Below are 22,628 nucleotides of genomic sequence, written 5' to 3' on the forward strand. Positions count from 1 at the left end.
TTACGCTTCTGTTGTCGCCAGGTTCAGGTTCAGCTGGGAACGCGGCGTATCTTCGGGCGCTGCCGCCTTCGGATGGTGGCGCGCATATTCCAGGCGGTCCAGGTATTCCTGCGACACGTCGCCCGTCACGTACACGCCATCGAAGCACGACGCTTCGAAGTTGGTCAGGGCCGGGTTGACGTCGGCGATGGCCTGCTTGAGCGCGCCGATATCCTGGTACACCAGGTAGTCGGCCGTGATTTCGCGGCACACTTCTTCCGTCGTGCGGCCATAGGCGATCAGTTCGTCGCGCGTCGGCATGTCGATGCCGTACACGTTCGGGTAGATCACCGGCGGCGCAGCCGAGGCGAAGATGACTTTCGTCGCGCCCGCTTCACGCGCCATCTGCACGATTTCACGGCTGGTGGTGCCGCGCACGATGGAATCGTCGACCAGCAGCACGACCTTGTCCTTGAATTCGGACGGGATCGCGTTGAGCTTCTGGCGCACGGATTTCTTGCGCGCCGCCTGGCCCGGCATGATGAAGGTACGGCCGATATAGCGGTTCTTGATGAAGCCTTCGCGGTACTCGATGTTCAGCGCCATGGCCAGCTGGATGGCGGCCGGACGCGAGGAATCGGGAATCGGCATGACCACGTCGATATGCACGCCTGGCAATTCGGCGCGGATCTTCTCGGCCAGATACTCGCCCATTTTCAGGCGCGTGGCGTACACGGAGGCACCGTCGATGACGGAGTCGGGACGGGCCAGGTAGACGAATTCGAACACGCACGGGTTCAGGCTGGCATTGTCGGCGCATTGGGCGCTGTGCAATTGCTTGTCAGCATCGATGAAGACGGCTTCGCCGGGGCCGATGTCGCGCACGAAGCGGAAGCCCATGCCTTCCAGGGCCACGGATTCGGAAGCGATCAGGTATTCCGGACCTTGCTCCGTTTCATTGATGCCCAGGCACAGCGGGCGGATGCCGTGCGGATCGCGGAAGGCCAGCAAGCCCACGCCGGCGATTTGCGCCACGGCGGCGTAACCACCCTTGACGCGGCGGTTCAGCACGGTAACGGCCTTGAAGATGGCTTCCGGGTCCAGGTTCAGGCCCGTCGTCGCTTCCTGGATTTCATGCGCCAGCACGTTGAGCAACACTTCCGAATCGGAATCGGTATTGATGTGGCGGCGGTCGTTCTTGAACATTTCCAGCTTCAACTGTTCCCAGTTGGTCAGGTTGCCATTGTGCGCCAGGGTGATGCCGAACGGCGCATTCACATAGAACGGTTGTGCTTCCTCTTCGCTCGACGAACCGGCCGTCGGGTAGCGGCAATGGCCGATGCCCGTCGTGCCTTGCAGCGAACGCATGTTGCGCGTACGGAAGACGTCACGCACGAGGCCATTGGCTTTGTGCATGGAAAACATACTGCTGTGATTGGTCGCAATCCCTGCCGCGTCCTGACCGCGATGTTGCAGGAGCAACAATGCATCATAGAGCAATTGATTGACAGGTTGATGGGAAACGACGCCGACGATGCCACACATGGTGTGCTCCTAAACTGTGCTACTGATTTTAAAAAAAATTCAAAATTTCACATGCTGCGCGTAAGCGGCAGGCAGATAAGGCTTGATGGCGCGCGCGCCCTGCTCCGCGAGCGGGCTGAGCTGCGCGTTTTTCCAGAATGGCTGCTGCGGTATGGAAGTCATGCCACACAAGATGACGGCGGTCAGCACGATCACAAGGCCCCGCGCCACGCCGAACAGGCTGCCCAGGGTGCGGTCGGCCAGGCTCAGGCCCGTCACCTTGACGAGCGCGTCGACCGTCATGGACAGCAATCCCATCAAAATGCGTACGCCGATGAACAGCACCACGAAAGCCAGCAACAAACGGACGGCTTCGCCCGGCACGGCTTCCGGCAGGAATTTCGCCAGCGTGGCGCCATAGGCGTTGGCAATGACGAAAGCCACGATCCAGCTGACCAATGACAGTATTTCCTTGACCAGGCCACGCATCATGCTGATCAGCACGGACGTCACCAGCACGAACAGCACCAGGTAATCGAAGATCGTCACGCGCGCTCAGCCTTGCAACATCACGCCGGTACCAGGCTGCCGCCCAGGCCCAGCTTTTGCAGCTTGGCGCGGGTCTTTTCGGCGTCTTCGCGGCTGCCGAACGGGCCCACGCGCACGCGGATGCGCTCGCCCGCCGGGCTGGAGACTCTCTGCGTGTACGACTTGATGCCCGCTTCGCGCAGCTTGTCCTGCAATTCGTCGACCTTGTCCTGCGTCGCCAAGGCCGCCACCTGCACCACGAACTTGCCGCTGCCGGCGTCGTGCACCTTGTCTTGTACTTTCTCTTGCGGCTTGCCTTCCAGGATAGCCAGCGCGCGCGCGGCATCGTCGGCCGATTGCGCCGGCTTGGCAGGCTTAGTCTCGGGCTTCGCTTCCGGTTTTACCTCATGCTTGGGCTCGGGCTTGGGCTCGTGTTTCGGCTCAGGCTTGGGTTCGTGCTTCGTTTCCGGCTTCGGCTCCACCTTGACCGGCTTGGGCTCAGGCTTGGGCTCGGGTTTCGGTTCCACATAGGTCGGCTTGACCGGTGCAGGCTGGGCGGCGGCCAGCACGGGTGCCGGTGTGGGCGTAGGCTTGGCGGCAGGCGGCAGCGGCGCATCGACGATTTCCTCGGACTGGTCCAGGCCATTCGCTGCGGCCTGGGCCGGAACGGCCGGCACGGGCGCCGGTGCAGGTGCGGCGGCCTTTTCCTTCGACGGAATGTCGATGGCGATATCGTTGAAGGGCGCCTTCGGCTCGGAATCGAGCAGCATCGGCAAGCCGACAGCTACGCCCAAGGCCAGGGCAATCGCCCCGACCAAGCGGCGGCGTGCGCGCTTCTTTTCAGGCAAGACCGGATCCGGCGCCTCCTTGCCGCCACGGCGCGATCCGCCGCCACCGGAGGTGTTGGCTGCGCGCTTGCGGGTCGGCGACTGTGCTTCGCCAGGGACATAAAAGCCGCTGTCTTCGCCAGAGGATTCTTGCTTGTTTTTAAACAGTTTCGAGAACAAGCCCATGCGTGATTTTCAGTCGAGTGCGTTTCAGTGAAGTGAGGATTTTCGGGCCTTCATCACGCCGGCAACGGTGAGGAAAGAACCAAAGACCACAATTCTATCATTCTCACCGGCCCGGCTCATTGCATTTGCAAAAGCTTGTGCCGGATCATCGAAAATAGACACAGTATGTTCGCTACTGTCGGGCTTGTCTTCGAGCATGATCTGCACCTTGGCGGCCAGTTCGGAGGCTGTGGCCGCGCGCGGTGAAGGCAGGCCCGTCAGGCACCAGTGGTCGACGTGCTCGCTCATCGCAGCCAATACGCCATCGATATCCTTGTCCAGCATGGAGCCGAACACGGCATACGTGTACGGGTGGAAACCCATATTGCCCAGGTTCTGGTTCAGCGCCGACGCTGCATGGGGGTTGTGCGCCACGTCGAGGATCACGCTGGGGCGGCCAGGCAAGACCTGGAAGCGGCCCGGCAGTTCCACCGTCACGAGGCCCGTGCGCACTTCCTGCGCGCCCACGGGCAGTTTCAGCTTCAGCACTTCCAGCGCGGCCAGCACAGCCGTCGCATTGAGGATCTGGTTGGCGCCGCGCAAGCTCGGGTAAGCGAGCGAATTGCGGCGCTGCTCGCGCCCGCCGTAGTTCCACTGCTGCTTGTCGCCCGAATAATTGAAATCGCGGCCCATCAGCCACAAGTCGGCGCCGATGGCTTCCGCATGGTCGATCAGCGACTGCGGCGGCACGGGGTCGCTGCAAATGGCCGCCTTGCCCGGACGGAAGATACCCGCCTTTTCAAAACCGATCGCTTCGCGCGTGTCGCCCAGGTAATCCGTGTGGTCGATATCGACGCTGGTGACGATAGCCACGTCGGCGTCGATCACGTTGACGGCATCGAGGCGCCCGCCCAGGCCCACTTCCAAGATGGCCACGTCCAGCTTGGCCTGCGACAGCAGGTGCAGGATCGCCAGGGTGGTGAATTCGAAATACGTCAGCGGCGTGTCAGCGCGCACGGCTTCGACGGCATTGAAGCTGGCGACAAGCTGTTCATCGCTGGCCATCTCGCCCAGCACGCGGGCGCGCTCGTTAAAATCAAGAAAGTGCGGCTTGATGTAGAGCCCCACTTTGTAGCCGGCACGCAACAACACGGATTCCAGCATGGCGCAGGTGGACCCCTTGCCATTCGTGCCCGCCACCATGATCACGGGGCAAGTAAACGCCAGTTGCATGCGCGCCTTGACGGCTTGCACGCGGTCCAGGCCCATGCTGATCTGGGTTTCCGAATGGCGGGTTTCCAGCATGGCGAGCCAGTCCGGCAAGGTGGTGGGGAGGTTTTGCATGGGAGACTTCTTGAAAAGAGTGCGCGAGGCGGAAAAGACATGAGACCCAAACCGAAGACTGGGGTCGGACCCTGAGGGTCCGACCCCGGTAGTTCAGGTTTTGGGGTAAATCAAATTACGCAAGTACTTCGACAGCCTGGTTTTGCAACAAGGCCAGCAGGCGGGCGATTTCTTCGCGCATCTTGCGGCGGTCGACGATCATGTCGACGGCGCCCTTGGTGACGAGGAACTCGGCGCGCTGGAAGCCTTCCGGCAGTTTTTCACGCACGGTGTTTTCAATCACGCGCGGGCCGGCAAAGCCGATCAGCGCTTTCGGTTCAGCGATGACCACGTCGCCCATGAAGGCGAACGAAGCGGACACGCCGCCCATGGTCGGGTCGGTCAGCACGCTGATGAATGGCAATTTCTTTTCCGACAGCTTGGTCAGCATGGCCGTGGTTTTCGCCATCTGCATCAGCGACAGCAAGCCTTCCTGCATGCGCGCGCCACCGGTGGCGGTGATGCAAATGAACGGCACCTTCTGTTCCAGCGCGATCTGTGCGCCGCGCACGAAGCGCTCGCCCACGACGGAACCCATGGAGCCGCCCATGAATTCGAATTCGAAGCACGCCACGACAACCGGCAGGCTCATGATGGCGCCGCCCATGACGACCATCGCATCCGTCTCGCCCGTCGCTTCCATGGCGGACTTCAGGCGGTCCGGGTATTTCTTGCTGTCCTTGAATTTCAAGGTATCGACTGGCAGGATTTCCTGGCCGATTTCATAGCGGCCGCCCGCGTCGAGCAGGCTGTCGAGGCGTTCACGCGCGCGGATGCGCATGTGGTGGTCGCATTTCGGGCACACGTGCAAATTCGATTCCAGGTCCGTACGGTACAGCACGGCTTCGCACGACGGGCACTTGACCCACAGGCCTTCCGGCATGGTCTTGCGCGCGGCGGCATCAGAACGCTGGATGCGCGGTGGCAGCAGTTTTTCCAACCAACTCATATTTTCTCCTTGGGCCCTTGTAGGGGTAGCGTCGGTGGACGCCCCCGGCAGACGGTAAACGGCGACGCCCCGCAGGGCGCCACCAAAAATTTTATCTATTGCACAATAACAGGCAAATCAGTGGCCGAAGTGTAGCCGTTTATCGCCGGGCTGTCGAACTTTGCCGCCACCCGAGCTTGCGTAAACAACAAGCTTGCTCAGGCGTCCAGTGCGGCGCGGATGCTTGCCGTAAAGCTGCGCACGGCGTCGACGGCGCCACCTTCCGGGGCATTTTCAATCTCCTGGATGATGCGGCTGCCGATCACGACGGCATCGGCCACCTTGGCAACGGCCTTGGCCGTGGCGCCATCGCGGATGCCGAAGCCCACGCCGATAGGTAATTTTACATGCTGGCGGATGGCCGCGAGGCGCTCTGCCACCTGTTCCGTATCAATGTTGCCGGCGCCCGTGACGCCTTTCAGCGACACATAATAGCTGAAGCCGCCGCCAACCTTGGCCACTTGCGCAATGCGCTCTTCCGTCGAGGTGGGCGCCAGGAGAAAAATCAGGTCGAGGCCCGCCGCGCGCATGGCGGCGGCGAATTCCTCGCACTCTTCCGGCGGATAGTCGACGACGATGGCGCCATCGGCGCCGGCCGCTTGCGCTGCATCAATAAACGCGGCGCTGCCGATGCGCTCGATAGGATTCGCATAGCCCATCAGCACGACGGGCGTCGTCTGGTTCGTTGCGCGGAACTGGCGCACATAGCCGAACACATCGTGGATGCCGACATTGAATTTCAAGGCCCGTTCGCAGGCACGCTGGATGACGGGGCCTTCGGCCATGGGGTCGGAAAACGGCACGCCCAGCTCCAGCACGTCGGCGCCGCCCTCGACGAGCGCGTGCATCAGGGGCACGGTGGCGTCAGGGCCGGGGTCGCCGGCGGTAATGAAAGTGACCAGGGCGGTCTTGTTGTTGGATTTTAAGTTGGCAAAAGTGGCGGAGATACGGGACATGATGAGCTTTCTTAATGATGGATAGATGGAATAATTTCAACCCAAAGCAAAGGCTGGGGTCAGTCCCTGCGGGATCGGAATGCGCACCACTGGCGCGCACTCCCCCGGCGGGTCTGACCCCGTTGACACGCTGTTAGTTGAAATTGAGTCCCATGCGCTCCGCCACGGTATGCATGTCCTTGTCGCCACGGCCCGACAGGTTGGCCAGCACGATCTGGTCTTTCGGCAAGGTGGCCGCCAGCTTGGCCGCGTAGGCCAGCGCGTGCGACGATTCCAGGGCCGGGATGATGCCTTCGATATGGCAGCAATCGTGAAACGCTTGCAGCGCCTCGTCATCCGTGATCGACACGTATTGCGCGCGGCCCGAATCTTTCAGCCACGCATGTTCCGGGCCCACGCCCGGATAGTCGAGGCCGGCCGAGACGGAGTGCGTCTCGATGATCTGGCCATTTTCGTCCTGCAGCAGGTAGGTACGGTTGCCGTGCAGCACGCCCGGAAAGCCGGCCGTCAGCGAAGCCGAGTGCTTGCCCGTGTCCAGTCCTTCGCCGGCCGCTTCCACGCCGATCAGTTTCACGTCCTTCTGGTCGATGTACGGGTAAAAGATGCCCATGGCATTCGAGCCGCCGCCGATGCAGGCCAGCACGTAGTCGGGCTGGCGGCCCGTCATTTCCGGCATCTGCACCAGGCATTCCTCGCCGATCACGGACTGGAAGTCGCGCACCATCATCGGATACGGATGGGGACCGGCCACGGTGCCGATGATATAAAAGGTGTTTTCGATATTCGTGACCCAGTCGCGCATGGCTTCGTTCAGCGCATCCTTGAGGGTCTTGGAGCCGGATTCGACGGGCACGACGGTGGCGCCCAGCAGTTTCATGCGGTACACGTTCTGCGCCTGGCGCTTGACGTCTTCGCTGCCCATGTAGACCACGCATTCGAGGCCGAAGCGGGCGCAGATGGTGGCCGTGGCCACGCCATGCTGGCCGGCGCCCGTCTCGGCGATGATGCGCGGCTTGCCCATGCGCTTGGCCAGCAGGGCCTGGCCGATCACGTTATTGATCTTGTGCGCGCCCGTGTGGTTCAAGTCTTCGCGTTTGAAATAGATTTGCGCGCCGCCAGCCATCTCGGACCAGCGCTTGGCGTGGTAGATGGGCGACGGACGGCCAACAAAGTGCTTGAGCTCGTAGCGGAATTCTTCGAGGAATTCCGGGTCCGCGCTGTAGCGCGCGTAAGCGTCTTTCAGCTCGGCCAGCGCGTGGGTCAGCGTTTCGGCAACAAACGAGCCGCCATAGGGGCCGAAGTGGCCGCGTACGTCAGGAAAAGGGTAATCGGTGGCGTGGAACAATGCGGCGGCTGCGCCGGGCGCGGTGGTGTGGTCATTCATGGTGGTTTCCTCTGGCAATGATGGCATCGGCATCCTGCACCGCGGCGATAAACGCGCGGACTCGGGATGCGTCCTTGATGCCCTTGGACGCTTCAACACCACTGCTGATGTCGACGGCGTAAGGGCGCACGCGCACCACTGCGTCAGTCGCGTTTTGTACGCTCAAGCCACCACTTAAAACGACCCGAGGCGCGAGTTCTTTTGGAATGAGGGACCAATCAAATACCTTTCCTGCACCGCCGTAGGCATCCACATAGGTATCGAGCAAGAGGCTGGAGAACAAGGGACTGGCGGCGCGATAGCGCTGTTCGTATTCTAGCAAATCTTCAAAGGAGGTGTCGGGTTTGACGCGGAACACTTGCGTAAATGGCGTATTCACGGCGCCCGCCAGCGCGGCGCTGTGTTCGGGCGTCTCGTCGCCATGAAATTGCAGCAGGGACAAGGGCGCCACGGCCCTCGTGGCCCGCACCTCGTCCAGCGTGGCATTGACGAACAGGCCCACCGTCGTCACGTAGGGCGGCATGGCGGCGATCAGGCTGGCGGCCTGCTGCGGCGTGACGTAACGGGGGCTCTTCGGATAAAACACGAAGCCGATGGCGTCGGCGCCCGCGGCCACGACGGCCTGGATGTCTTCGACGCGGGTCAGGCCGCAGATCTTGATGCGTGTGCGAGGCATGGCAATCCTTTACTTGATTTGATGCAGATCAAAACCAGGGCAAAGCGCTACTACTGTCTTGCGGCAATGCCCATTTCGGATCGTAATCGATCTGCGCCAGGTACAGGCCGTCCGGCATGAAGGTGGGCGCCGCCGCGTGGCGGTCTTTACTTTCAAGCAAATGCCCCAGCCAGTCCGGCTTTTCGCGCCCCGTGCCGATGTAGACGAGCGAACCGACCAGGTTACGCACCATGTGGTGCAGGAAGGCATTGGCCGTAATGGTGAAAATCACGCAATCACCGCGCCGCTCGATGCGGATGTCATGCATCAGCTTGACGGGCGACTTGGCCTGGCATTGCGCGGCACGGAAAGCCGTGAAATCGTGCCAGCCCAGCAGCGGCTGCACGGCTTGCCGCATCAGTTCCACGTCCAGCGGACGGAAAAAGAAACCGGCGCGCCCTTCCACCAGCGGCGAACGGGTGGCGTTGTTATACAACACATAATGATAGGTACGCGCGCGGGCGCTGAAGCGGGCGTGGAAGAAGTCATTGACCGTCGGATCGCCTTCAAGTTCCTTGGCCCAGCGCACGGCGATGGATTTCGGCAGGAAGGCGTTGACGCCGCGCACCCACGAGTGCACATCGCGGCTCAATTCCGTATCGAAATGCACGACTTGCTCGAGCGCATGCACGCCCGTGTCCGTGCGGCCGGCGCACGTGGTGGCCAGGCGCACGCGGGAAAATTGTTCCAGCGCGTTTTCCAGCTGGTCCTGCACCGTTTGCCCGTCTTCCTGTTTCTGGTATCCATGCCAGGCCGTGCCGTCGTACTGCAGGCCGAGGACGATACGCTTCAATGGCGTTGCTGTCGTAATATTTTGCATCGAAGCATTATACCGGCGCGGCAGCCTGCCGCACCGGCGGGCATTGCTAGCTCAGCAAAGCCCTCATCGTATTCGCTTTCGCGACCTGTTCGGCGCTGCCGCCCTTGATGACCTCATCGATCAGCTCGCGCGCGCCTTCCTTGTCGCCGATTTCCTGGTAAGCGATCGCCAGGTCCAGCTTGGTATCCATTTCCATGTGGATGGCCGACAGCGGGTCGTCCACGCCAGCGCTGGCCGTCTTGCCATCGTTGAGATCCAGGTCGATGCCCGACAGATCGAATTCCTGTGCCGGCGGTATGGCTTCCGGCAAGGTGGCGGGCGTTTGCGCGTCGTCGAACAGGCTGTCGAGGGAAGGCTCGGCCGCCGCGACCGGCGCGGCAGCTGGCGCCACCGGCTCGTCGAGGTCGAAATGGGCCAGGTCGACATCCTTCAACGGATCAGGCAACGGCGTCAGGCCGGCGCCTACGCCATTCACGGGGCCGGCTGGCGGCTCCAGGTCCAGGCCGAAATCCATGCTGGCGTCATACTGCGCATCCTGCGCGGCGGAGACCGGCTTGCTGTCCGGTCCCGGCATGACGATCGGGTCGCTGGTGGAAACGGGCTCGAAATCGAGGCTGTCGAGGTCGAAGTCGAGGGGCGCGCCCGTATCGCGGGCCGTCACGGAGGACACGGGCTCGGCGGGCGCCAGGTCGGCCGCCGGCGCTGACTCAGGAGCAGACAGATCGTCGGACAAGTCCATGCTCTGGCCATGCAAGTCGTCGCCCGCAGCCTTGCTCAGGCTAACGACAGCATCGTCTTCCGTATCGCCATACAGGGGATTGGTGGGATCGAGCGCCAGGCCCAGCGCGGCCGCCTGCGGCCACTCTTCGCCCTGGCCACGCGTCAAGCTGTACAGCTCGCTGGCCTGGTCTTCAAATGCGCGCACGTCGTTGCGGGCCGAATAGATTTCCAGCAGCTTCAGGCGGGCCGCATGGCGCTCCGGGTGGATACGCAAGGCTTCCTTGAGGATATCTTCCGCCTGGCCATCGCGGCCGTAGGCGATATACACGTCCGCTTCGGCGACCGGGTCCGTTTCATTCGCATCGAGCATGCTGGCGCCCGCTACGGCGGCGACGCCAGCAGCGGCGGCACCCGTGCCGAACAGGTGGTTGCTCGCTTCGGACTGCTGGTCTTCCGGCGCCAGGCCGGCCGGCGGCGTCACAGGCGCTTCCGGCTCGAACACGGGGGCGACATTGTCGGCGGGCGGCGGCGTCTCCTTGCGGCGGCGCGCGATCACCAGCGCGGCCACGGCGGCCAGCAGCGCGGCCAGGCCGATGCCGATGGCACCCAGATGGTCATTGAACTTGTCGGCGAAGGTCGGTTCCAGCGGCGACGGTTTTTTCACCAGCGGCACCGGTTTCGCCTTCGGCACGGGCGGCTGCGCCTCGGCGGCCGGGGCAGGAACGCTGGCCGGTGCGCTGGCAGCGGTCTCGGCCGGCTTGGCGGGCGCCGGGGCGCTCTTGTCCGCCATGGCCTTGCTCTTGACCGCCATCAACTTTTCCAGGTCGCTGACGTTTTTTTCCAGCTCTTTGACGCGCGCGGCAGCTTCATCGACCTGCTTCGCCTTGGCGATCTTGTCTTCCTCGCTGGCGACGGCGCTCTTGCCGGCCGACTTGGCCGCCGGCTCCGCCTTCGACAGTTTCAGCTTGTCTTGCGACTCGCTCACGGCCGTCGGCTTTTCCTGCACCTTCGTCGCGCCGATCTTGCCAGCCGTGCTTTGCGTCGCTTGCGCCGCCTTGGCCGGCTTGCTTTGCGACACTTGGCCCGCCAGCTTGTTGCGGTAGGCTTCGAAATCGATGGCGTGCGCCGTCACGATGCCCTTCGCTTCAGCCGCGCCCGTGGCGCGCACGGTGTCCGCGCCCGGCACGGCCAGGATGCGTCCGGCCTGCATGCGGTTCATGTTCTCGCCCTTGAAGGCATCGGGATTGGCGCGGTACAGGGCGACGAGCATCATGTCGAGCGAGACGCCCGAAGGCTTCAGCTCGCTGGCGATGCGGCTCAAGGTATCGCCCGTCTTGACCTTGTATTCGCCTGCCGCCTTTTTCGCGGCCGGTGGCGCAGCATCGGCCGCGGCGGCAGCCGGTTTGGCCTTGCCTGGCTCGACTGGCGCCGTCACTTGCGCCCCGCGCGTCTGGCGCGCTTCGGGCGTGTCGAGTACAAACGCATATTCGCGCACCTGGCGACCGCTCTTGCTGCTCAGCTCCAGCAAAAGATCCACCATGGGTTCGGCCACCGGTTGCGCCGAGCTGATGCGGATGAAGGGCTTGCCATTGCGGTTTTCCACGGCAAACGTCAGCGCGTTCAGGGCGGGATTGAATTCCACGTTGGCCTGGCGGTAGGCGTCCGGCGGCGCCAGCTTGGCCAGCAGGTTCGCGGCCTCGCCTGGCTTGACGGCCGATAATTCGACCTCGGCGCGCAGCGGCTGGCCGGCTGCGGACAGCACCGTGATCTTGCCCAGCTCGGCTGCGGATGCCGCCGGTGACAATAACACCGCACAGGCGACAGCGCTGCTGAGTGTTTTAATGGCAAGGGAGGCGACCCGGGGACGAGTGTGTACAGGCATAGTTGGCGGCATCTTAGTTGACATGGGAAAACTGTTACTTTTCCAGAGGTATCAACATATCATCATGCCCAGAGCTATGCAAGCTCCGCATCGTTGAGCCTTGAGGGGCTCAGGACGAAAAAAAAGCCGGGAAAACAGCCCCGGCTTGATCTGGATCAGTAATTTATTGCCATTACGCGTCGAGCAAAATGCGCAGCATGCGGCGCAGTGGCTCGGCCGCGCCCCACAGCAACTGGTCGCCCACGGTGAACGCGGACAGGTATTCGCCGCCCATGCTCATCTTGCGCACGCGGCCGACAGGAATCGTCAGGCTGCCCGTGACGGCCGCCGGCGACAGGTCGCGCACGGACGCTTCGCGCGTGTTCGGCACGAATTTCACCCATTGATTGTTGCTGGCGATGATGTCGTTGATTTCATCGAGCGGCACGTCTTTTTTCAGCTTGATGGTCAAGGCTTGCGAATGGCAGCGCATGGCGCCGATGCGCACGCACAGGCCGTCGACAGGGATTTCCTTGGTGCCAAAGTCGATGCCGCGGCCCAGGATCTTGTTCGTTTCCGCGCCCGCTTTCCACTCTTCCTTCGACTGGCCGTTGCCCAGGTCCTTGTCGATCCACGGGATCAGGTTACCGGCCAGCGGCGCACCGAATTGCTTGATTTCATCCGGGGAATAGCCGTGCTGGGTGGCCAGCACTTGGCGGTCGATTTCCAGGATGGCGGAAGCCGGGTTGTCCAGCAGCGCCTTGACGGAACCGTTGATGGTGCCAAATTGCGTCAGCAGTTCGCGCATGTGCTGCGCGCCGCCGCCCGATGCCGCCTGGTAGGTCATCGACGTCATCCAGTCGATCAAATCGTGCTGGAACAGGCCGCCCAGGCCCATCATCATGCACGACACGGTGCAATTGCCGCCGATGTAATTCTTGACGCCCTTGCCCAGCGCATCCTTGATGACGTGCAGGTTGACGGGGTCGAGCACGATGACGGCGTCCTTTTCCATGCGCAGGGTCGAGGCCGCATCGATCCAGTAGCCATTCCAGCCCGCTGCGCGCAGCTGCGGGAAGACAGCGCTCGTGTAGTCGCCGCCCTGGCAGGAAATGATGATGTCGCACTTGGACAGTTCGGCGATGTTGTTGGCATCCTTGAGGATGGTTTCATTCTTCGCCATGGCCGGCGCCGCGCCGCCCGTGTTCGAAGTGGTGAAAAACACCGGTTCGATATGGGCGAAATCGCCCTCTTCCTGCATGCGCTGCATCAGGACCGAACCGACCATACCGCGCCAACCTACCAAGCCAACTAATTTCATTACCATTCCTCAAGATGAGACGGCGACTGCCGTCATTAGACTATTTTATCCCAGCGCTTTTACAACTGCATCACCCATCGCCTCGGTACCGACCAAAGTCGTGCCCGCTTCATGGATGTCGGCCGTGCGCAGGCCCTGCGCCAGCACTTGCTTGACAGCAGCCTCGATGCGGCTTGCCTGCTCTTCGCGGTTGAGCGAATAGCGCAGCATCATGGCGGCCGACAAGATCGTCGCCAGCGGATTGGCGATGCCCTTGCCCGCGATATCGGGCGCCGAGCCGTGCGACGGTTCGTACAAGCCCTTGTTGTTGGCGTCCAGCGAGGCCGACGGCAGCATGCCGATCGAACCCGTCAGCATCGCGGCCGCATCCGACAGAATGTCGCCGAACATGTTGCCGGTCACCATGACGTCGAATTTCTTCGGCGCCCGCACCAGCTGCATGGCCGCGTTGTCGACATACATGTGATCGAGCGCCACATCCGGGTATTCCTTGTGCACGTCGGTGACGATATCTTTCCAGAACTGGAAGGTTTCCAGCACGTTCGCCTTGTCCACGCTGGTGAGGCGCTTGTCGCGCTTTTGCGCGGCCTGGAAAGCCACGTGGGCGATGCGGCGGATTTCCCCTTCCGCATAGCGCATGGTGTCAAAACCTTCGCGCTGGCCCTTGAACGGACCATCGGGGCACTCGCGCACGCCGCGGGGCTGGCCGAAATAGATGTCGCCCGTCAGTTCACGGATGATCAAAATGTCCAGGCCGGACACCACTTCCGGCTTCAGGGTCGAGGCGCCCGCCAGCTCCGGATACAGAATGGCCGGACGCAGGTTGGCGAACAGGCCCAGGTTCTTGCGCAAGCCCAAAATCGCCTGCTCGGGACGGAACTGGCGCTCCAGATTGTCGTACTGGTAGTCGCCGACAGCGCCGAACAGCACGGCATCGGCCGCTTTCGCCAAGGCCAGGGTTCCTTCCGGCAAGGGATGGCCATGGGCTGCATAGCCGGCGCCGCCCACGGGCGCCGTTTCCAGCTCGAACGATTCGCCCAGCACATTCAAGACCTTGACAGCTTGCGCGACGATTTCAGGACCGATGCCGTCGCCGGGTAAGATTGCAATTTTCATATTTTAATCGTTTAAATGACGTTGGCCAGCCAGGGCTGAGCAGAAAGATGGCGTTCTTCGAAGGCGCGGATATCGTCGGCGTGGCGCAGGGTCAGGCCGATATCGTCGAGGCCATTCATCAGGCAATATTTGCGGAAGGCGTCGATCTCGAACGGATACGAGACGGAACCGTTGCTGGTGCGCACGCATTGCTGCTCCAGGTCCACCACCAGCTTGAAGCCGGGGAAAGCCTTGACTTCATTGAACAGGTGCTCGACCTGGCTTTCCGACAGCACGATGGGCAGCAAGCCGTTCTTGTAGCAGTTATTGAAGAAGATATCGGCAAACGATGGCGCGATGATGGCGCGGAAGCCATATTGATCCAGCGCCCACGGCGCGTGCTCGCGCGAGGAGCCGCAACCGAAGTTCTTGCGCGTAAGCAAGATCGAAGCGCCCTGGTAGCGTGGCTCATTGAGCACGAACTCCGGATTCAGCGGACGGCGGCTGTTGTCCTGCCCAGGCTCGCCATGGTCGAGGTAGCGCCATTCATCGAACAGGTTGGGGCCGAAGCCGCTGCGGTGGATCGATTTCAGGAATTGCTTCGGGATAATCGCGTCGGTGTCGACGTTGGCGCGGTCCAGCGGGGCGACCAGGCCTTCGTAAATCGTAAATTTATCCATGCTGTTTCTACTCGGTAGGACGCGCGGCACGGGGCGCCGGCACGTCGCGGTTTATTTTCCGCCGGCGCCAGTGACGACCTGGCCGACTTTCTGCACATCGCGGCCGATGCCGGAGACGGTATTGCAGCCAGACAGGATGACGGTGGCGATAAGGAGGGCGAAGAGTTTTTTCATGATGATTTCTTGATAGTAAGTAAGGGACCGGGAACGCTAGTGTAAACCAGCGGCGCCGGTCCCTGCCGTCATCGCAATCCCCGCACGTCGACAAAGTGGCCGGCGATGCCTGCCGCCGCCGCCATCGCGGGCGACACCAGGTGGGTACGGCCGCCCTGCCCTTGCCGGCCTTCGAAGTTGCGGTTCGACGTAGACGCGCAGCGTTCGCCCGGCTCCAGGCGGTCCGCATTCATGGCCAGACACATGGAGCAGCCCGGCTCGCGCCACTCGAAGCCGGCATCCTTGAAGATGCGGTCCAGTCCCTCGCGCTCGGCCAGGTCCTTGACGAGGCCGGAACCTGGCACCACCAGCGCCAGGGTGACGTTCGAGGCGCGGTACTTGCCGCGCACCACGGCGGCGGCCGCGCGCAAATCCTCGATGCGCGAATTGGTGCAGGAACCGATGAAGACCTTGTCGATGCGGATGTCTTCGATGGCCGTGTTGGGCTTGAGGTTCATGTAAACCAGCGCCTTTTCCATCGCATCGCGCTTGACGCTGTCTTTTTCCTGGTCGGGGTCCGGCACGCGGCCATCGACGCCGATCACCATCTCGGGCGAGGTGCCCCAGGTCACTTGCGGCACGATTTCTGCCGCGTTGAGCGTGACGACCAGGTCGAAGCGGGCGCCAGGGTCCGAATGCAGGGTGCGCCAATAGGCCACGGCGCGCTCCCAGTGCGGACCTGCCGGGGAAAACGGACGGCCCTTGACGTAATTGATGGTGGTGTCGTCCACGCCGATGATGCCGGCCCGTGCGCCCGCCTCGATGGCCATGTTGCACACCGTCATGCGGCCTTCCATCGACAGCGCGCGGATGGCCGAACCGCCGAACTCGATACAGTAGCCCGTGCCGCCGGCCGTGCCGATCTTGCCGATGATGGCCAGCACGATATCCTTGGCCGTCACGCCGGCCGGCAAGGCGCCGTCGACCTGCACCAGCATGGATTTGGATTTCTTTTGCAGCAAGGTTTGCGTGGCCAGCACGTGTTCCACTTCGGACGTGCCGATGCCGTGCGCCAGCGCGCCAAACGCGCCGTGCGTGGACGTGTGCGAGTCGCCGCAGACGACCGTCATGCCGGGCAGGGTCGCGCCCTGTTCGGGGCCGATCACGTGCACGATACCCTGGCGCTTGTCGTTCATGTTGAAGTAGGTCAAGCCATAGTGCTTGGCGTTCTTGTCCAGCGTTTCCACCTGCAGGCGCGAGACCGGGTCGGCGATGCCGTCGACGCGGCTGGTGGTGGGCACGTTATGGTCGGCCACGGCCAGGTTGGCGGAAATGCGCCACGGCTGGCGGCCCGCCACGCTGAGGCCATCGAAGGCTTGCGGGCTGGTGACTTCGTGCAGCAGGTGCCGGTCGATGTACAGAATTGTCGTGCCATCATCTTCGGCCCGAACAACGTGGGATTCCCAAAGTTTGTCGTAAAGCGTCTTCATCATGATTTATGCAGCGTTGCCACAGCCTGTTTAAGTGATCAAGTGATACCAGGTCATACGGTGATCCACAAGGATTATGCCATATATTGGGGAATACAGAACCGAAACAGGCAAAAGCGTGGGATTGGCGATACAAAGTTTGGCCACATTGTTCGATATGAGCTGGAAATTGCCGATATCGGCTTATCAGCGCCATCACAAGCCCATCCGCACGCGGCTTGCCGAAGGACTGACGGCGGCGGCAGAAAGGCATGTTTTTTCCTCAATCTTTCGTGTATTGTGTTTCGACAATAATGACCGACGCACGCGCGCCACCACACTGGGACTTCGATGAAACTGAACTTGTTGGCGCTGGCCGCCCTGACCCTGGCCGGCGCCCATGCGGCGGCGGCCACGCCGGGAGACACCTGCGTGCAGGACTTGCGCGCCATTGCGCCCTTCCTGCTGGAAAATGACACGGGCGCGCGCCAGCACCTGGAACAAAAGGGACCGGCGTATTTCGACCTGGCGCTGGCCACGGCCACCACGGCGGCGGCCGGCGCGGCCGATGGCCAGGCCTGCGATGCGGTCCTGGAAAACTATGCGCGCATGTGGCGCAAGGGCCACCTGCATGTAAAGCCGGGCAGCGCGCTCGATATCGCCAAACCGGCGCCGGCACGGCCCGCCGCGCCGGGACAAGCGGCAGCATCGAAGGAACCGGCGCTGCGGATATTGTCGGACTCGACTGTACTGCTGACCTTGCCCAGCTTTCACGGCAGCTACCGCGCCGCCGTGGCCGCCCTGCTCGATACGCATCGCGCGGCACTGGCGACGCGCCCCAACTGGATCCTCGACGTGCGCCGCAACGGCGGCGGCAGCGACAGCACGTATGCGCCGCTGCTGTCCTGGATCAGTTCGGGAGAGATCGTCCGCATGGGCGCCGAATGGCTGTCCACGCCGGCCAATATCGAAGGCCAGGAAAACGTCTGCGCGCTGCTGGCACCCGGCGACCAGGCCTGCGCAGCCTTTGCGGCCCAGGCCGTGACGCAGATGCGCAGCGTCAAGCCGGGCCAATACGCGCCGCAGCAAAGCAGCGGCACCATCAGCTATATGCGCGCGGACACGCCGGAACCGCGCCGGCCGGCGCGCGTGGCCGTGCTGGTCGACCGCGACTGCGCCAGCTCCTGCGAAGAATTCCTGCTGGCGGCGCGGCAAAGTTTTCATGTGAAATTGATCGGCCGCAACAGTTACGGCGCACTCGACTATTCCAACCTGCGCCTGCACGCCCTGCCATCAGGACAGCGCCACTTGCAATACGCCACCTCGCGCTCGGCCCGCTTGCCGCAGCTGCAGGTGGATCTCGGTGGCATCATGCCCGATATCTACCTGCCGCCACCGAAGGACGAGGCGGAGCGCGCTCAGGAAGTGCTGCGCGTGCAGCGCTGGCTTGAAGGGGGCACGCTACGCCCGGACAACATCTGACATCGCTGGCGCCATAAAAAAAGCCCGCTATACCTGGCGGGCTTTCTAATGAATAAGGCAAGACTTAAGCTGCCAACCGGACGCTCCCCCGGCACCCGTCCATCAGGAACGACAGGCCGACAACCAGCACCAGCTCGCCCTCGGCCGAGCGGGCCGTACCCGTGATGCCTTCCACGGTGATGGCCGTCATCGGCTTGATCACCAGGTCGGCCGTGCCATCGACGGCTTCCACGGCCAGGATGTACGGCTGTGGCGCGGCGACCACGATGCCGACACGCTCGCTGCACGATTCGTAGCCCAGGGAGCCGGCCAGCGACCGCACGGGCAATGGACGGCCCTGGTCTTTCAGCACGGGCGCGCCGCCCACTTCCATGAAGGTTTCCGGCAATTCGACGACGCGTTGCACCACCGCCATCGGCAGCGCCAGCGCGGCACCCGACGTCGACACCAGCATGGTCGGCACGATCGACAGTTCGATCGGCAGGCGGATGGCAAATTTCGTGCCCTTGCCCAGCGCCGACTCGATATGGATGGCGCCGCGGTTTTTCTCCACGGCCGTTTTCACCACGTCCATGCCCACGCCACGGCCGGAGACGCTGGACGCGACTTCCTTGGTCGAGAAGCCCGGCAGGAACACCAGCTGGAAGCATTCGTCGTTGCTCAATTGCGCGTTTTCGCTGATCAAGCCCTTTTGCTGGGCCTTGCTGCGCAGGAAGGCCGGATCCATGCCCTTGCCGTCATCCTGCAGCACGATCATGACACTGTTGGCTTCCTGCCACGCTTTCAGTGAAATATACGACTTGGCGGGCTTGCCGGCAGCCAGGCGCGCTTCCGGCGATTCGACGCCATGGTCGAGCGAGTTGCGCAGCATGTGCACGAGCGGATCGTACAAGCTGTCGACCACCACGCGGTCGACTTCCGTCTCCGCGCCCTCGATGGTCAGCTCGACATCCTTGCCCAGGTCTTTCGCCAGCTCGCGCACCAGGCGCGGGAATTTCTGGAACAGACGGCCCACGGGCTGCATGCGCGTGGCCAGGGTGGCCCGCTGCAGTTCCGTCGAGTAGCGCGAAGCGCGTTCCAGGGTTTCCGCCAGAGTCGCCATCAGGGTGGCGGCCTGGCCTTCGAATTTGAATTGCAGCAAGCGCTCGAGCAGCACGGCAGCCTGGTTGGCGGCCTGCACGGATTCACCGGCCACTTCCAGCAGGGCGTCGAGCTTGACGGCATCGACGCGGATGCTGTCTTCCTTGACGGGCGCGGCATGGCGCACTTCCGGACGCTCTTCGCGTCGTTCGGCGCCATCCCAATTCTTGGCGGCCGGCTTGGCAGCAGCGGCAGCGGCCGGCGCGGCGGCCACGACGGCAGGGGCAGCGGCGACGGCGGACACCGGCGCGGCAGCGACCCGGCTTCCCTCGGGCACGACGGCGTTATACATGCTTTCCCAGTCCAGGCCATCGGCGCCGGCGGTGGAAACGGCGGCGGCGGCGGGCGCGGCCACGGCAACTTCTGCGACCTCGGCAACGACCACGGCCGCTTCCGCCACCACGGCGGCGGCCGGCGCAGGCGCGTCCATGCCCTTGCCTTCGATGGCGTTCGTCAGGATATGTTCCAGCTCTTCCGGCATGGCCGGCAAGCTTTCCGGCGCGGCGCCATTCGCCAATTCCGTCAGCTGGTCGGCAACGAAACCGGACGCTTGCAGCGCCGCCTCGATGGCGATGGGGGTTACCGGCGCGGCACCCGTGCGCAAGGCGTCAAACAGGTTTTCCGTCAGATGGCAGGCCGCCACCAGCGCGGGCAAGCCCATGAAGCCGGCACCGCCCTTGATGGTGTGGAAAGAACGAAACACGGCATTCAGCGTTTCCTTGTTGTCAGGATCACGCTCGAGGCGCAATAAGTGCTCTTCAACATTAACCGCAAGATCCATCGCCTCAACGACGAAATCCTTGAGCATATCGTCCATTAGAATCCCAAATCCGCAAGAAGGTCGTCTACATTATCCTGGTCCAGCGCCACCGACGGCACGGACGGGCCCTGCATCAGCGGCACCGGCTTTTGCGCCAGCTTTTCGCGCACCTCGGCCGGCGCGTTGTCGCGCAGCAGCTGAGCCAGCTCGTGCTCCACCGTCTTGGTGATGTTGACCACTTTTTTGATCAGCTGGCCCGTGATGTCCTGGAAGTCCTGGGCCATCATGATTTCCAGCAAGCGGGCTTTTTCCGCTTCCGTTGCTTCGGCAACGGCTTGCGCGAACTGGCGTGAATCGCCGGCCAGGGCCTTGAATTCTTCCAGGCTCAGCTTGCCATCGAACAAGGCTGTCCAGCGGCTGTCCATGTCCTTGGCTTTCTTCGACAGCACGTCTTGCGCCGGCATGCCTTCGTCGAGCGTATTCAGGACCTTGTTGGCGGCCTGCTCCGTCAGGGTGGCGACATATTCCAGGCGGTCCTGGGCGTCGACGATCTGCGACGACGCTTCCGTCAATGCCTTGTCGTAGCCCAGTTCGCGCAGCGAGTCGTGCAGCAGGCGCACGATGCCGCCCAGGCGCTCGAACATCGGCTTGTCGGACTGGTCGACCGGATCGGCCGCTTCGCCAGGCGCGCCGGCGCTGGCCACGGGGGCCGCTTCCGCTGCGGCTGGCGCGACAGCCACCGGCGCCGCTGCGGCTGCAGCTGCCGGTGCGGCGGCGCTGGCCGACACGGAGTCGAACAGCGCGTCAAAATCGTCATCCGCGATCACGGCGGGAGCGGGCGCGGCGGCAGGCGCCGGCGTGGCTGCGGCCGCGCTTTGCGCGGATACTTCATCGAATAATGCATCGAAATCATCAGCGGCGTTGGTCATATCCCTGCTTCTCCATAATTTGTCAAAATTCCGCCTGAACTGTGCGTTTTACAGACTGATACCCACAATTTCTCGATTAAGATGATTTGAGGCAATACCGCTGCGATGGTGCGAGTGTAGCAGGGCGCCGCCCTGTTGGTAAATCTCAAAACGCGCTTCCTGGTGCAAAGCTGGCCCACAAGAGCTTTTCCGCCAGGAAATAAGTGTTCCTGCTGTTGTATTTTGAAATACTACCATTGGCGTGCGTGCAAGACCACGCGCCGCACAAGAAATCCTGCCCGCGGGCGCCTGCGCAACAGCGCCATATGGATATCGCTGGGACATCGTTGCACCTTAAACACGATCTTTCTGCCAATGTTGTCTATACTGAAGGTGCAGTAGTATTGACAATTATCAAGTCTTTACATGAATACAATGCTGCCGCCACGTCTACAATAAGAGGCGTTGCGCGCGCTGAGTCATCGCCAAAGGACCTGCCATGTATAAGAAAATTCTGATCGCCACGGACGGCTCCACCGTCTCCAACTTGACGGCCTGCGCCGGCGTTGCCTTTGCCGAACAGATGCACGCCGACATCCTTGCCGTGTACGTGGCACCCGAGTACCAGTACCCGGTGTATATCGAAATCATTCCGCCAAGCTATCCCAGCGAAGAGGAATACCGCATCGCCATGCGCAAGGCGGGTGCCGACCACTGGCAGCCCATCCTCGACGCGGCTGCCAAGCGGGGCCTGCAGGCGACGGGCTTGACGGCCTTTTCCGACAGCCCGGCCCTGAAAATCGTGGAAGTGGCGCAATTGCAGCAATGCGACCTGATCTTCATGGGCTCGCATGGCCGCAGCGGCTGGGGCCAGTTGCTGCTGGGCAGCGTCACCAACAAGGTGCTGTCGCACTCGAAATTGCCCGTGCTCGTGCATAGGCTGATCAAGGAACCCCCGGCAAAATAAGGGGTCACATGGCCACGGAGGCCGCCGTTGCCGGCACAGCAAGAAAAAGGCAAACGTGCGGCCACTTCAGTTAAAATGACAACATTTCTCGTTTCTTAACATTTGATTGTCCGGTAACGGACACAGCAGATTACACGCCACCAGATTGCCCGCCTATGATACGTATTGTGATTGCCGACGACCACACCATCATGCGTGAAGGATTAAAGCGCATCCTTGACGGCGCGCCGGATATCGACATCGTGGGTGAGGCCATCGACGGGTTTGAAGTCCTCAACCACGTGCGCCAGGGCGGCTTCGACCTGCTGCTGCTCGACCTGTCGATGCCGGGCCGCAGCGGCGTCGACCTGATCCGGCAAATCCGCAGCGAGGCGCCCAAGCTGTCCATCCTGATCCTCACCATGCACGAGGAAGAGCAATATGCGGTGCGCGCCATCCGCGCCGGCGCGCAAGGCTATCTGACCAAGGAAAGCGCGGGCACCCAGCTCGTGGGCGCCATCCACAAGGTGGCGTCGGGACGCCCCTATATCAGCGCCGAGGTGGCGGAGCAGCTCGTGCTCAACATCATGATGCCGAATGAAAGCTTGCTGCATAAACAGTTGTCGGACCGCGAATTCGAGGTCTTTTCCCTGCTGGTGGCCGGCAAGTCGATCACGGAAATTGCCAACAACCTGCATCTGAGCGTGAAGACGGTGAGTACGCACAAGACGCGCATCATGCAAAAGATGGGCATGAGTTCCCTATCGGAAATGGTCCAGTATGCCGTCGCGCACCGCCTGCTATCGCCCTTCAAGACGTGATTC

At 62.5% G+C, this 22,628-nt stretch carries 20 protein-coding genes; 3 read left to right on the top strand and 17 right to left on the bottom strand.

Annotated elements, in window-relative coordinates; translation table 11 throughout:
• The 15 genes from purF to leuC form a co-directional block, all read right to left on the bottom strand.
• Positions 1–1,524, bottom strand: a complete 1,524-nt coding sequence (purF, locus tag O3297_RS14245) for an amidophosphoribosyltransferase (protein ID WP_034783451.1) — start codon at positions 1,522–1,524, stop codon at positions 1–3.
• A gap of 39 nt (positions 1,525–1,563) precedes the next feature.
• Positions 1,564–2,052 (bottom strand): CvpA family protein, encoded by a 489-nt coding sequence (locus O3297_RS14250; protein ID WP_034783449.1) that lies wholly within the window; start codon positions 2,050–2,052, stop codon positions 1,564–1,566.
• Between the two features lie 20 nt (positions 2,053–2,072).
• Positions 2,073–3,044, bottom strand: coding sequence for an SPOR domain-containing protein (locus tag O3297_RS14255; RefSeq protein ID WP_305048978.1), 972 nt, complete (start codon positions 3,042–3,044; stop codon positions 2,073–2,075).
• Between the two features lie 24 nt (positions 3,045–3,068).
• The gene (gene folC, locus O3297_RS14260; RefSeq protein ID WP_305048979.1) at positions 3,069–4,367 is read right to left on the bottom strand and encodes a bifunctional tetrahydrofolate synthase/dihydrofolate synthase; all 1,299 of its coding nucleotides are present in this window, start codon (positions 4,365–4,367) and stop codon (positions 3,069–3,071) included.
• Between the two features lie 115 nt (positions 4,368–4,482).
• Positions 4,483–5,355, bottom strand: coding sequence for an acetyl-CoA carboxylase, carboxyltransferase subunit beta (gene accD / locus O3297_RS14265; protein WP_010400390.1), 873 nt, complete (start codon positions 5,353–5,355; stop codon positions 4,483–4,485).
• Between the two features lie 197 nt (positions 5,356–5,552).
• Positions 5,553–6,350 carry a tryptophan synthase subunit alpha gene (gene trpA / locus O3297_RS14270; RefSeq protein WP_305048980.1) on the bottom strand — a complete coding sequence of 266 codons (798 nt, stop codon included), beginning with the start codon at positions 6,348–6,350 and terminating at the stop codon, positions 5,553–5,555.
• Positions 6,351–6,483: 133 nt separating this feature from the next.
• Entirely contained in the window at positions 6,484–7,734 is a 1,251-nt protein-coding gene (trpB, locus tag O3297_RS14275; protein ID WP_305048981.1) for a tryptophan synthase subunit beta, read from the bottom strand.
• Positions 7,727–8,410 carry a phosphoribosylanthranilate isomerase gene (locus tag O3297_RS14280; protein WP_305048982.1) on the bottom strand — a complete coding sequence of 228 codons (684 nt, stop codon included), beginning with the start codon at positions 8,408–8,410 and terminating at the stop codon, positions 7,727–7,729. Before O3297_RS14280 ends, trpB begins: the two co-directional genes overlap by 8 nt.
• Positions 8,411–8,438: 28 nt before the next feature.
• A complete protein-coding gene (gene truA, locus O3297_RS14285; RefSeq protein WP_305048983.1) occupies positions 8,439–9,269 on the bottom strand; it encodes a tRNA pseudouridine(38-40) synthase TruA in 831 nt (276 codons plus the stop codon).
• Positions 9,270–9,315: 46 nt separating this feature from the next.
• Positions 9,316–11,799 (bottom strand): FimV/HubP family polar landmark protein, encoded by a 2,484-nt coding sequence (locus tag O3297_RS14290; protein ID WP_305048984.1) that lies wholly within the window; start codon positions 11,797–11,799, stop codon positions 9,316–9,318.
• 244 nt (positions 11,800–12,043) lie between these two features.
• A complete protein-coding gene (gene asd, locus O3297_RS14295; RefSeq protein ID WP_071653756.1) occupies positions 12,044–13,171 on the bottom strand; it encodes an aspartate-semialdehyde dehydrogenase in 1,128 nt (375 codons plus the stop codon).
• Between the two features lie 45 nt (positions 13,172–13,216).
• Positions 13,217–14,287, bottom strand: a complete 1,071-nt coding sequence (leuB, locus tag O3297_RS14300; protein ID WP_099388745.1) for a 3-isopropylmalate dehydrogenase — start codon at positions 14,285–14,287, stop codon at positions 13,217–13,219.
• Positions 14,288–14,298: 11 nt separating this feature from the next.
• A complete protein-coding gene (gene leuD, locus O3297_RS14305; protein WP_034783435.1) occupies positions 14,299–14,946 on the bottom strand; it encodes a 3-isopropylmalate dehydratase small subunit in 648 nt (215 codons plus the stop codon).
• A gap of 51 nt (positions 14,947–14,997) precedes the next feature.
• The gene (locus tag O3297_RS14310) at positions 14,998–15,120 is read right to left on the bottom strand and encodes an entericidin A/B family lipoprotein (RefSeq protein ID WP_010400408.1); all 123 of its coding nucleotides are present in this window, start codon (positions 15,118–15,120) and stop codon (positions 14,998–15,000) included.
• 68 nt (positions 15,121–15,188) lie between these two features.
• On the bottom strand, positions 15,189–16,592 hold the full coding sequence (gene leuC, locus O3297_RS14315; RefSeq protein WP_070281127.1) for a 3-isopropylmalate dehydratase large subunit: 1,404 nt from the start codon (positions 16,590–16,592) through the stop codon (positions 15,189–15,191).
• Between the two features lie 327 nt (positions 16,593–16,919).
• On the opposite strand from leuC, the gene O3297_RS14320 reads away from it, so the two are divergent.
• Positions 16,920–18,050, top strand: coding sequence for a S41 family peptidase (locus O3297_RS14320; protein WP_305048986.1), 1,131 nt, complete (start codon positions 16,920–16,922; stop codon positions 18,048–18,050).
• A gap of 64 nt (positions 18,051–18,114) precedes the next feature.
• Here O3297_RS14320 and O3297_RS14325 read toward each other — a convergent pair whose 3' ends face one another.
• The gene (locus O3297_RS14325; protein ID WP_305048987.1) at positions 18,115–20,007 is read right to left on the bottom strand and encodes a chemotaxis protein CheA; all 1,893 of its coding nucleotides are present in this window, start codon (positions 20,005–20,007) and stop codon (positions 18,115–18,117) included.
• Positions 20,007–20,879, bottom strand: coding sequence for a protein phosphatase CheZ (locus O3297_RS14330; RefSeq protein ID WP_305048988.1), 873 nt, complete (start codon positions 20,877–20,879; stop codon positions 20,007–20,009). The genes O3297_RS14325 and O3297_RS14330 overlap by 1 nt, the downstream gene beginning before the upstream one ends.
• A 478-nt stretch (positions 20,880–21,357) precedes the next feature.
• On the opposite strand from O3297_RS14330, the gene O3297_RS14335 reads away from it, so the two are divergent.
• Together O3297_RS14335 and O3297_RS14340 are read left to right on the top strand one after the other, a co-directional pair.
• On the top strand, positions 21,358–21,825 hold the full coding sequence (locus tag O3297_RS14335) for a universal stress protein (RefSeq protein WP_070260284.1): 468 nt from the start codon (positions 21,358–21,360) through the stop codon (positions 21,823–21,825).
• A gap of 155 nt (positions 21,826–21,980) precedes the next feature.
• A complete protein-coding gene (locus O3297_RS14340) occupies positions 21,981–22,625 on the top strand; it encodes a response regulator transcription factor (protein ID WP_034783426.1) in 645 nt (214 codons plus the stop codon).
• Positions 22,626–22,628: the final 3 nt, after the last annotated feature.

The organism is Janthinobacterium sp. SUN128, assembly GCF_030587275.1.
Classification (GTDB): Bacteria; Pseudomonadota; Gammaproteobacteria; order Burkholderiales; family Burkholderiaceae_D; genus Janthinobacterium; species Janthinobacterium lividum.

Bases quoted from the DNA above. Each gene is read 5' to 3' on its own strand.
- purF (WP_034783451.1), bottom strand. From the start codon at position 1,524: ATGTGTGGCATCGTCGGCGTCGTTTCCCATCAACCTGTCAATCAATTG.
- O3297_RS14255 (WP_305048978.1), bottom strand. From the start codon at position 3,044: ATGGGCTTGTTCTCGAAACTGTTTAAAAACAAGCAAGAATCCTCTGGC.
- folC (WP_305048979.1), bottom strand. From the start codon at position 4,367: ATGCAAAACCTCCCCACCACCTTGCCGGACTGGCTCGCCATGCTGGAA.
- accD (WP_010400390.1), bottom strand. From the start codon at position 5,355: ATGAGTTGGTTGGAAAAACTGCTGCCACCGCGCATCCAGCGTTCTGAT.
- trpA (WP_305048980.1), bottom strand. From the start codon at position 6,350: ATGTCCCGTATCTCCGCCACTTTTGCCAACTTAAAATCCAACAACAAG.
- trpB (WP_305048981.1), bottom strand. From the start codon at position 7,734: ATGAATGACCACACCACCGCGCCCGGCGCAGCCGCCGCATTGTTCCAC.
- O3297_RS14280 (WP_305048982.1), bottom strand. From the start codon at position 8,410: ATGCCTCGCACACGCATCAAGATCTGCGGCCTGACCCGCGTCGAAGAC.
- truA (WP_305048983.1), bottom strand. From the start codon at position 9,269: ATGCAAAATATTACGACAGCAACGCCATTGAAGCGTATCGTCCTCGGC.
- asd (WP_071653756.1), bottom strand. From the start codon at position 13,171: ATGAAATTAGTTGGCTTGGTAGGTTGGCGCGGTATGGTCGGTTCGGTC.
- leuB (WP_099388745.1), bottom strand. From the start codon at position 14,287: ATGAAAATTGCAATCTTACCCGGCGACGGCATCGGTCCTGAAATCGTC.
- leuD (WP_034783435.1), bottom strand. From the start codon at position 14,946: ATGGATAAATTTACGATTTACGAAGGCCTGGTCGCCCCGCTGGACCGC.
- O3297_RS14310 (WP_010400408.1), bottom strand. From the start codon at position 15,120: ATGAAAAAACTCTTCGCCCTCCTTATCGCCACCGTCATCCTGTCTGGC.
- leuC (WP_070281127.1), bottom strand. From the start codon at position 16,592: ATGATGAAGACGCTTTACGACAAACTTTGGGAATCCCACGTTGTTCGG.
- O3297_RS14320 (WP_305048986.1), top strand. From the start codon at position 16,920: ATGAAACTGAACTTGTTGGCGCTGGCCGCCCTGACCCTGGCCGGCGCC.
- O3297_RS14325 (WP_305048987.1), bottom strand. From the start codon at position 20,007: ATGGACGATATGCTCAAGGATTTCGTCGTTGAGGCGATGGATCTTGCG.
- O3297_RS14330 (WP_305048988.1), bottom strand. From the start codon at position 20,879: ATGACCAACGCCGCTGATGATTTCGATGCATTATTCGATGAAGTATCC.
- O3297_RS14335 (WP_070260284.1), top strand. From the start codon at position 21,358: ATGTATAAGAAAATTCTGATCGCCACGGACGGCTCCACCGTCTCCAAC.
- O3297_RS14340 (WP_034783426.1), top strand. From the start codon at position 21,981: ATGATACGTATTGTGATTGCCGACGACCACACCATCATGCGTGAAGGA.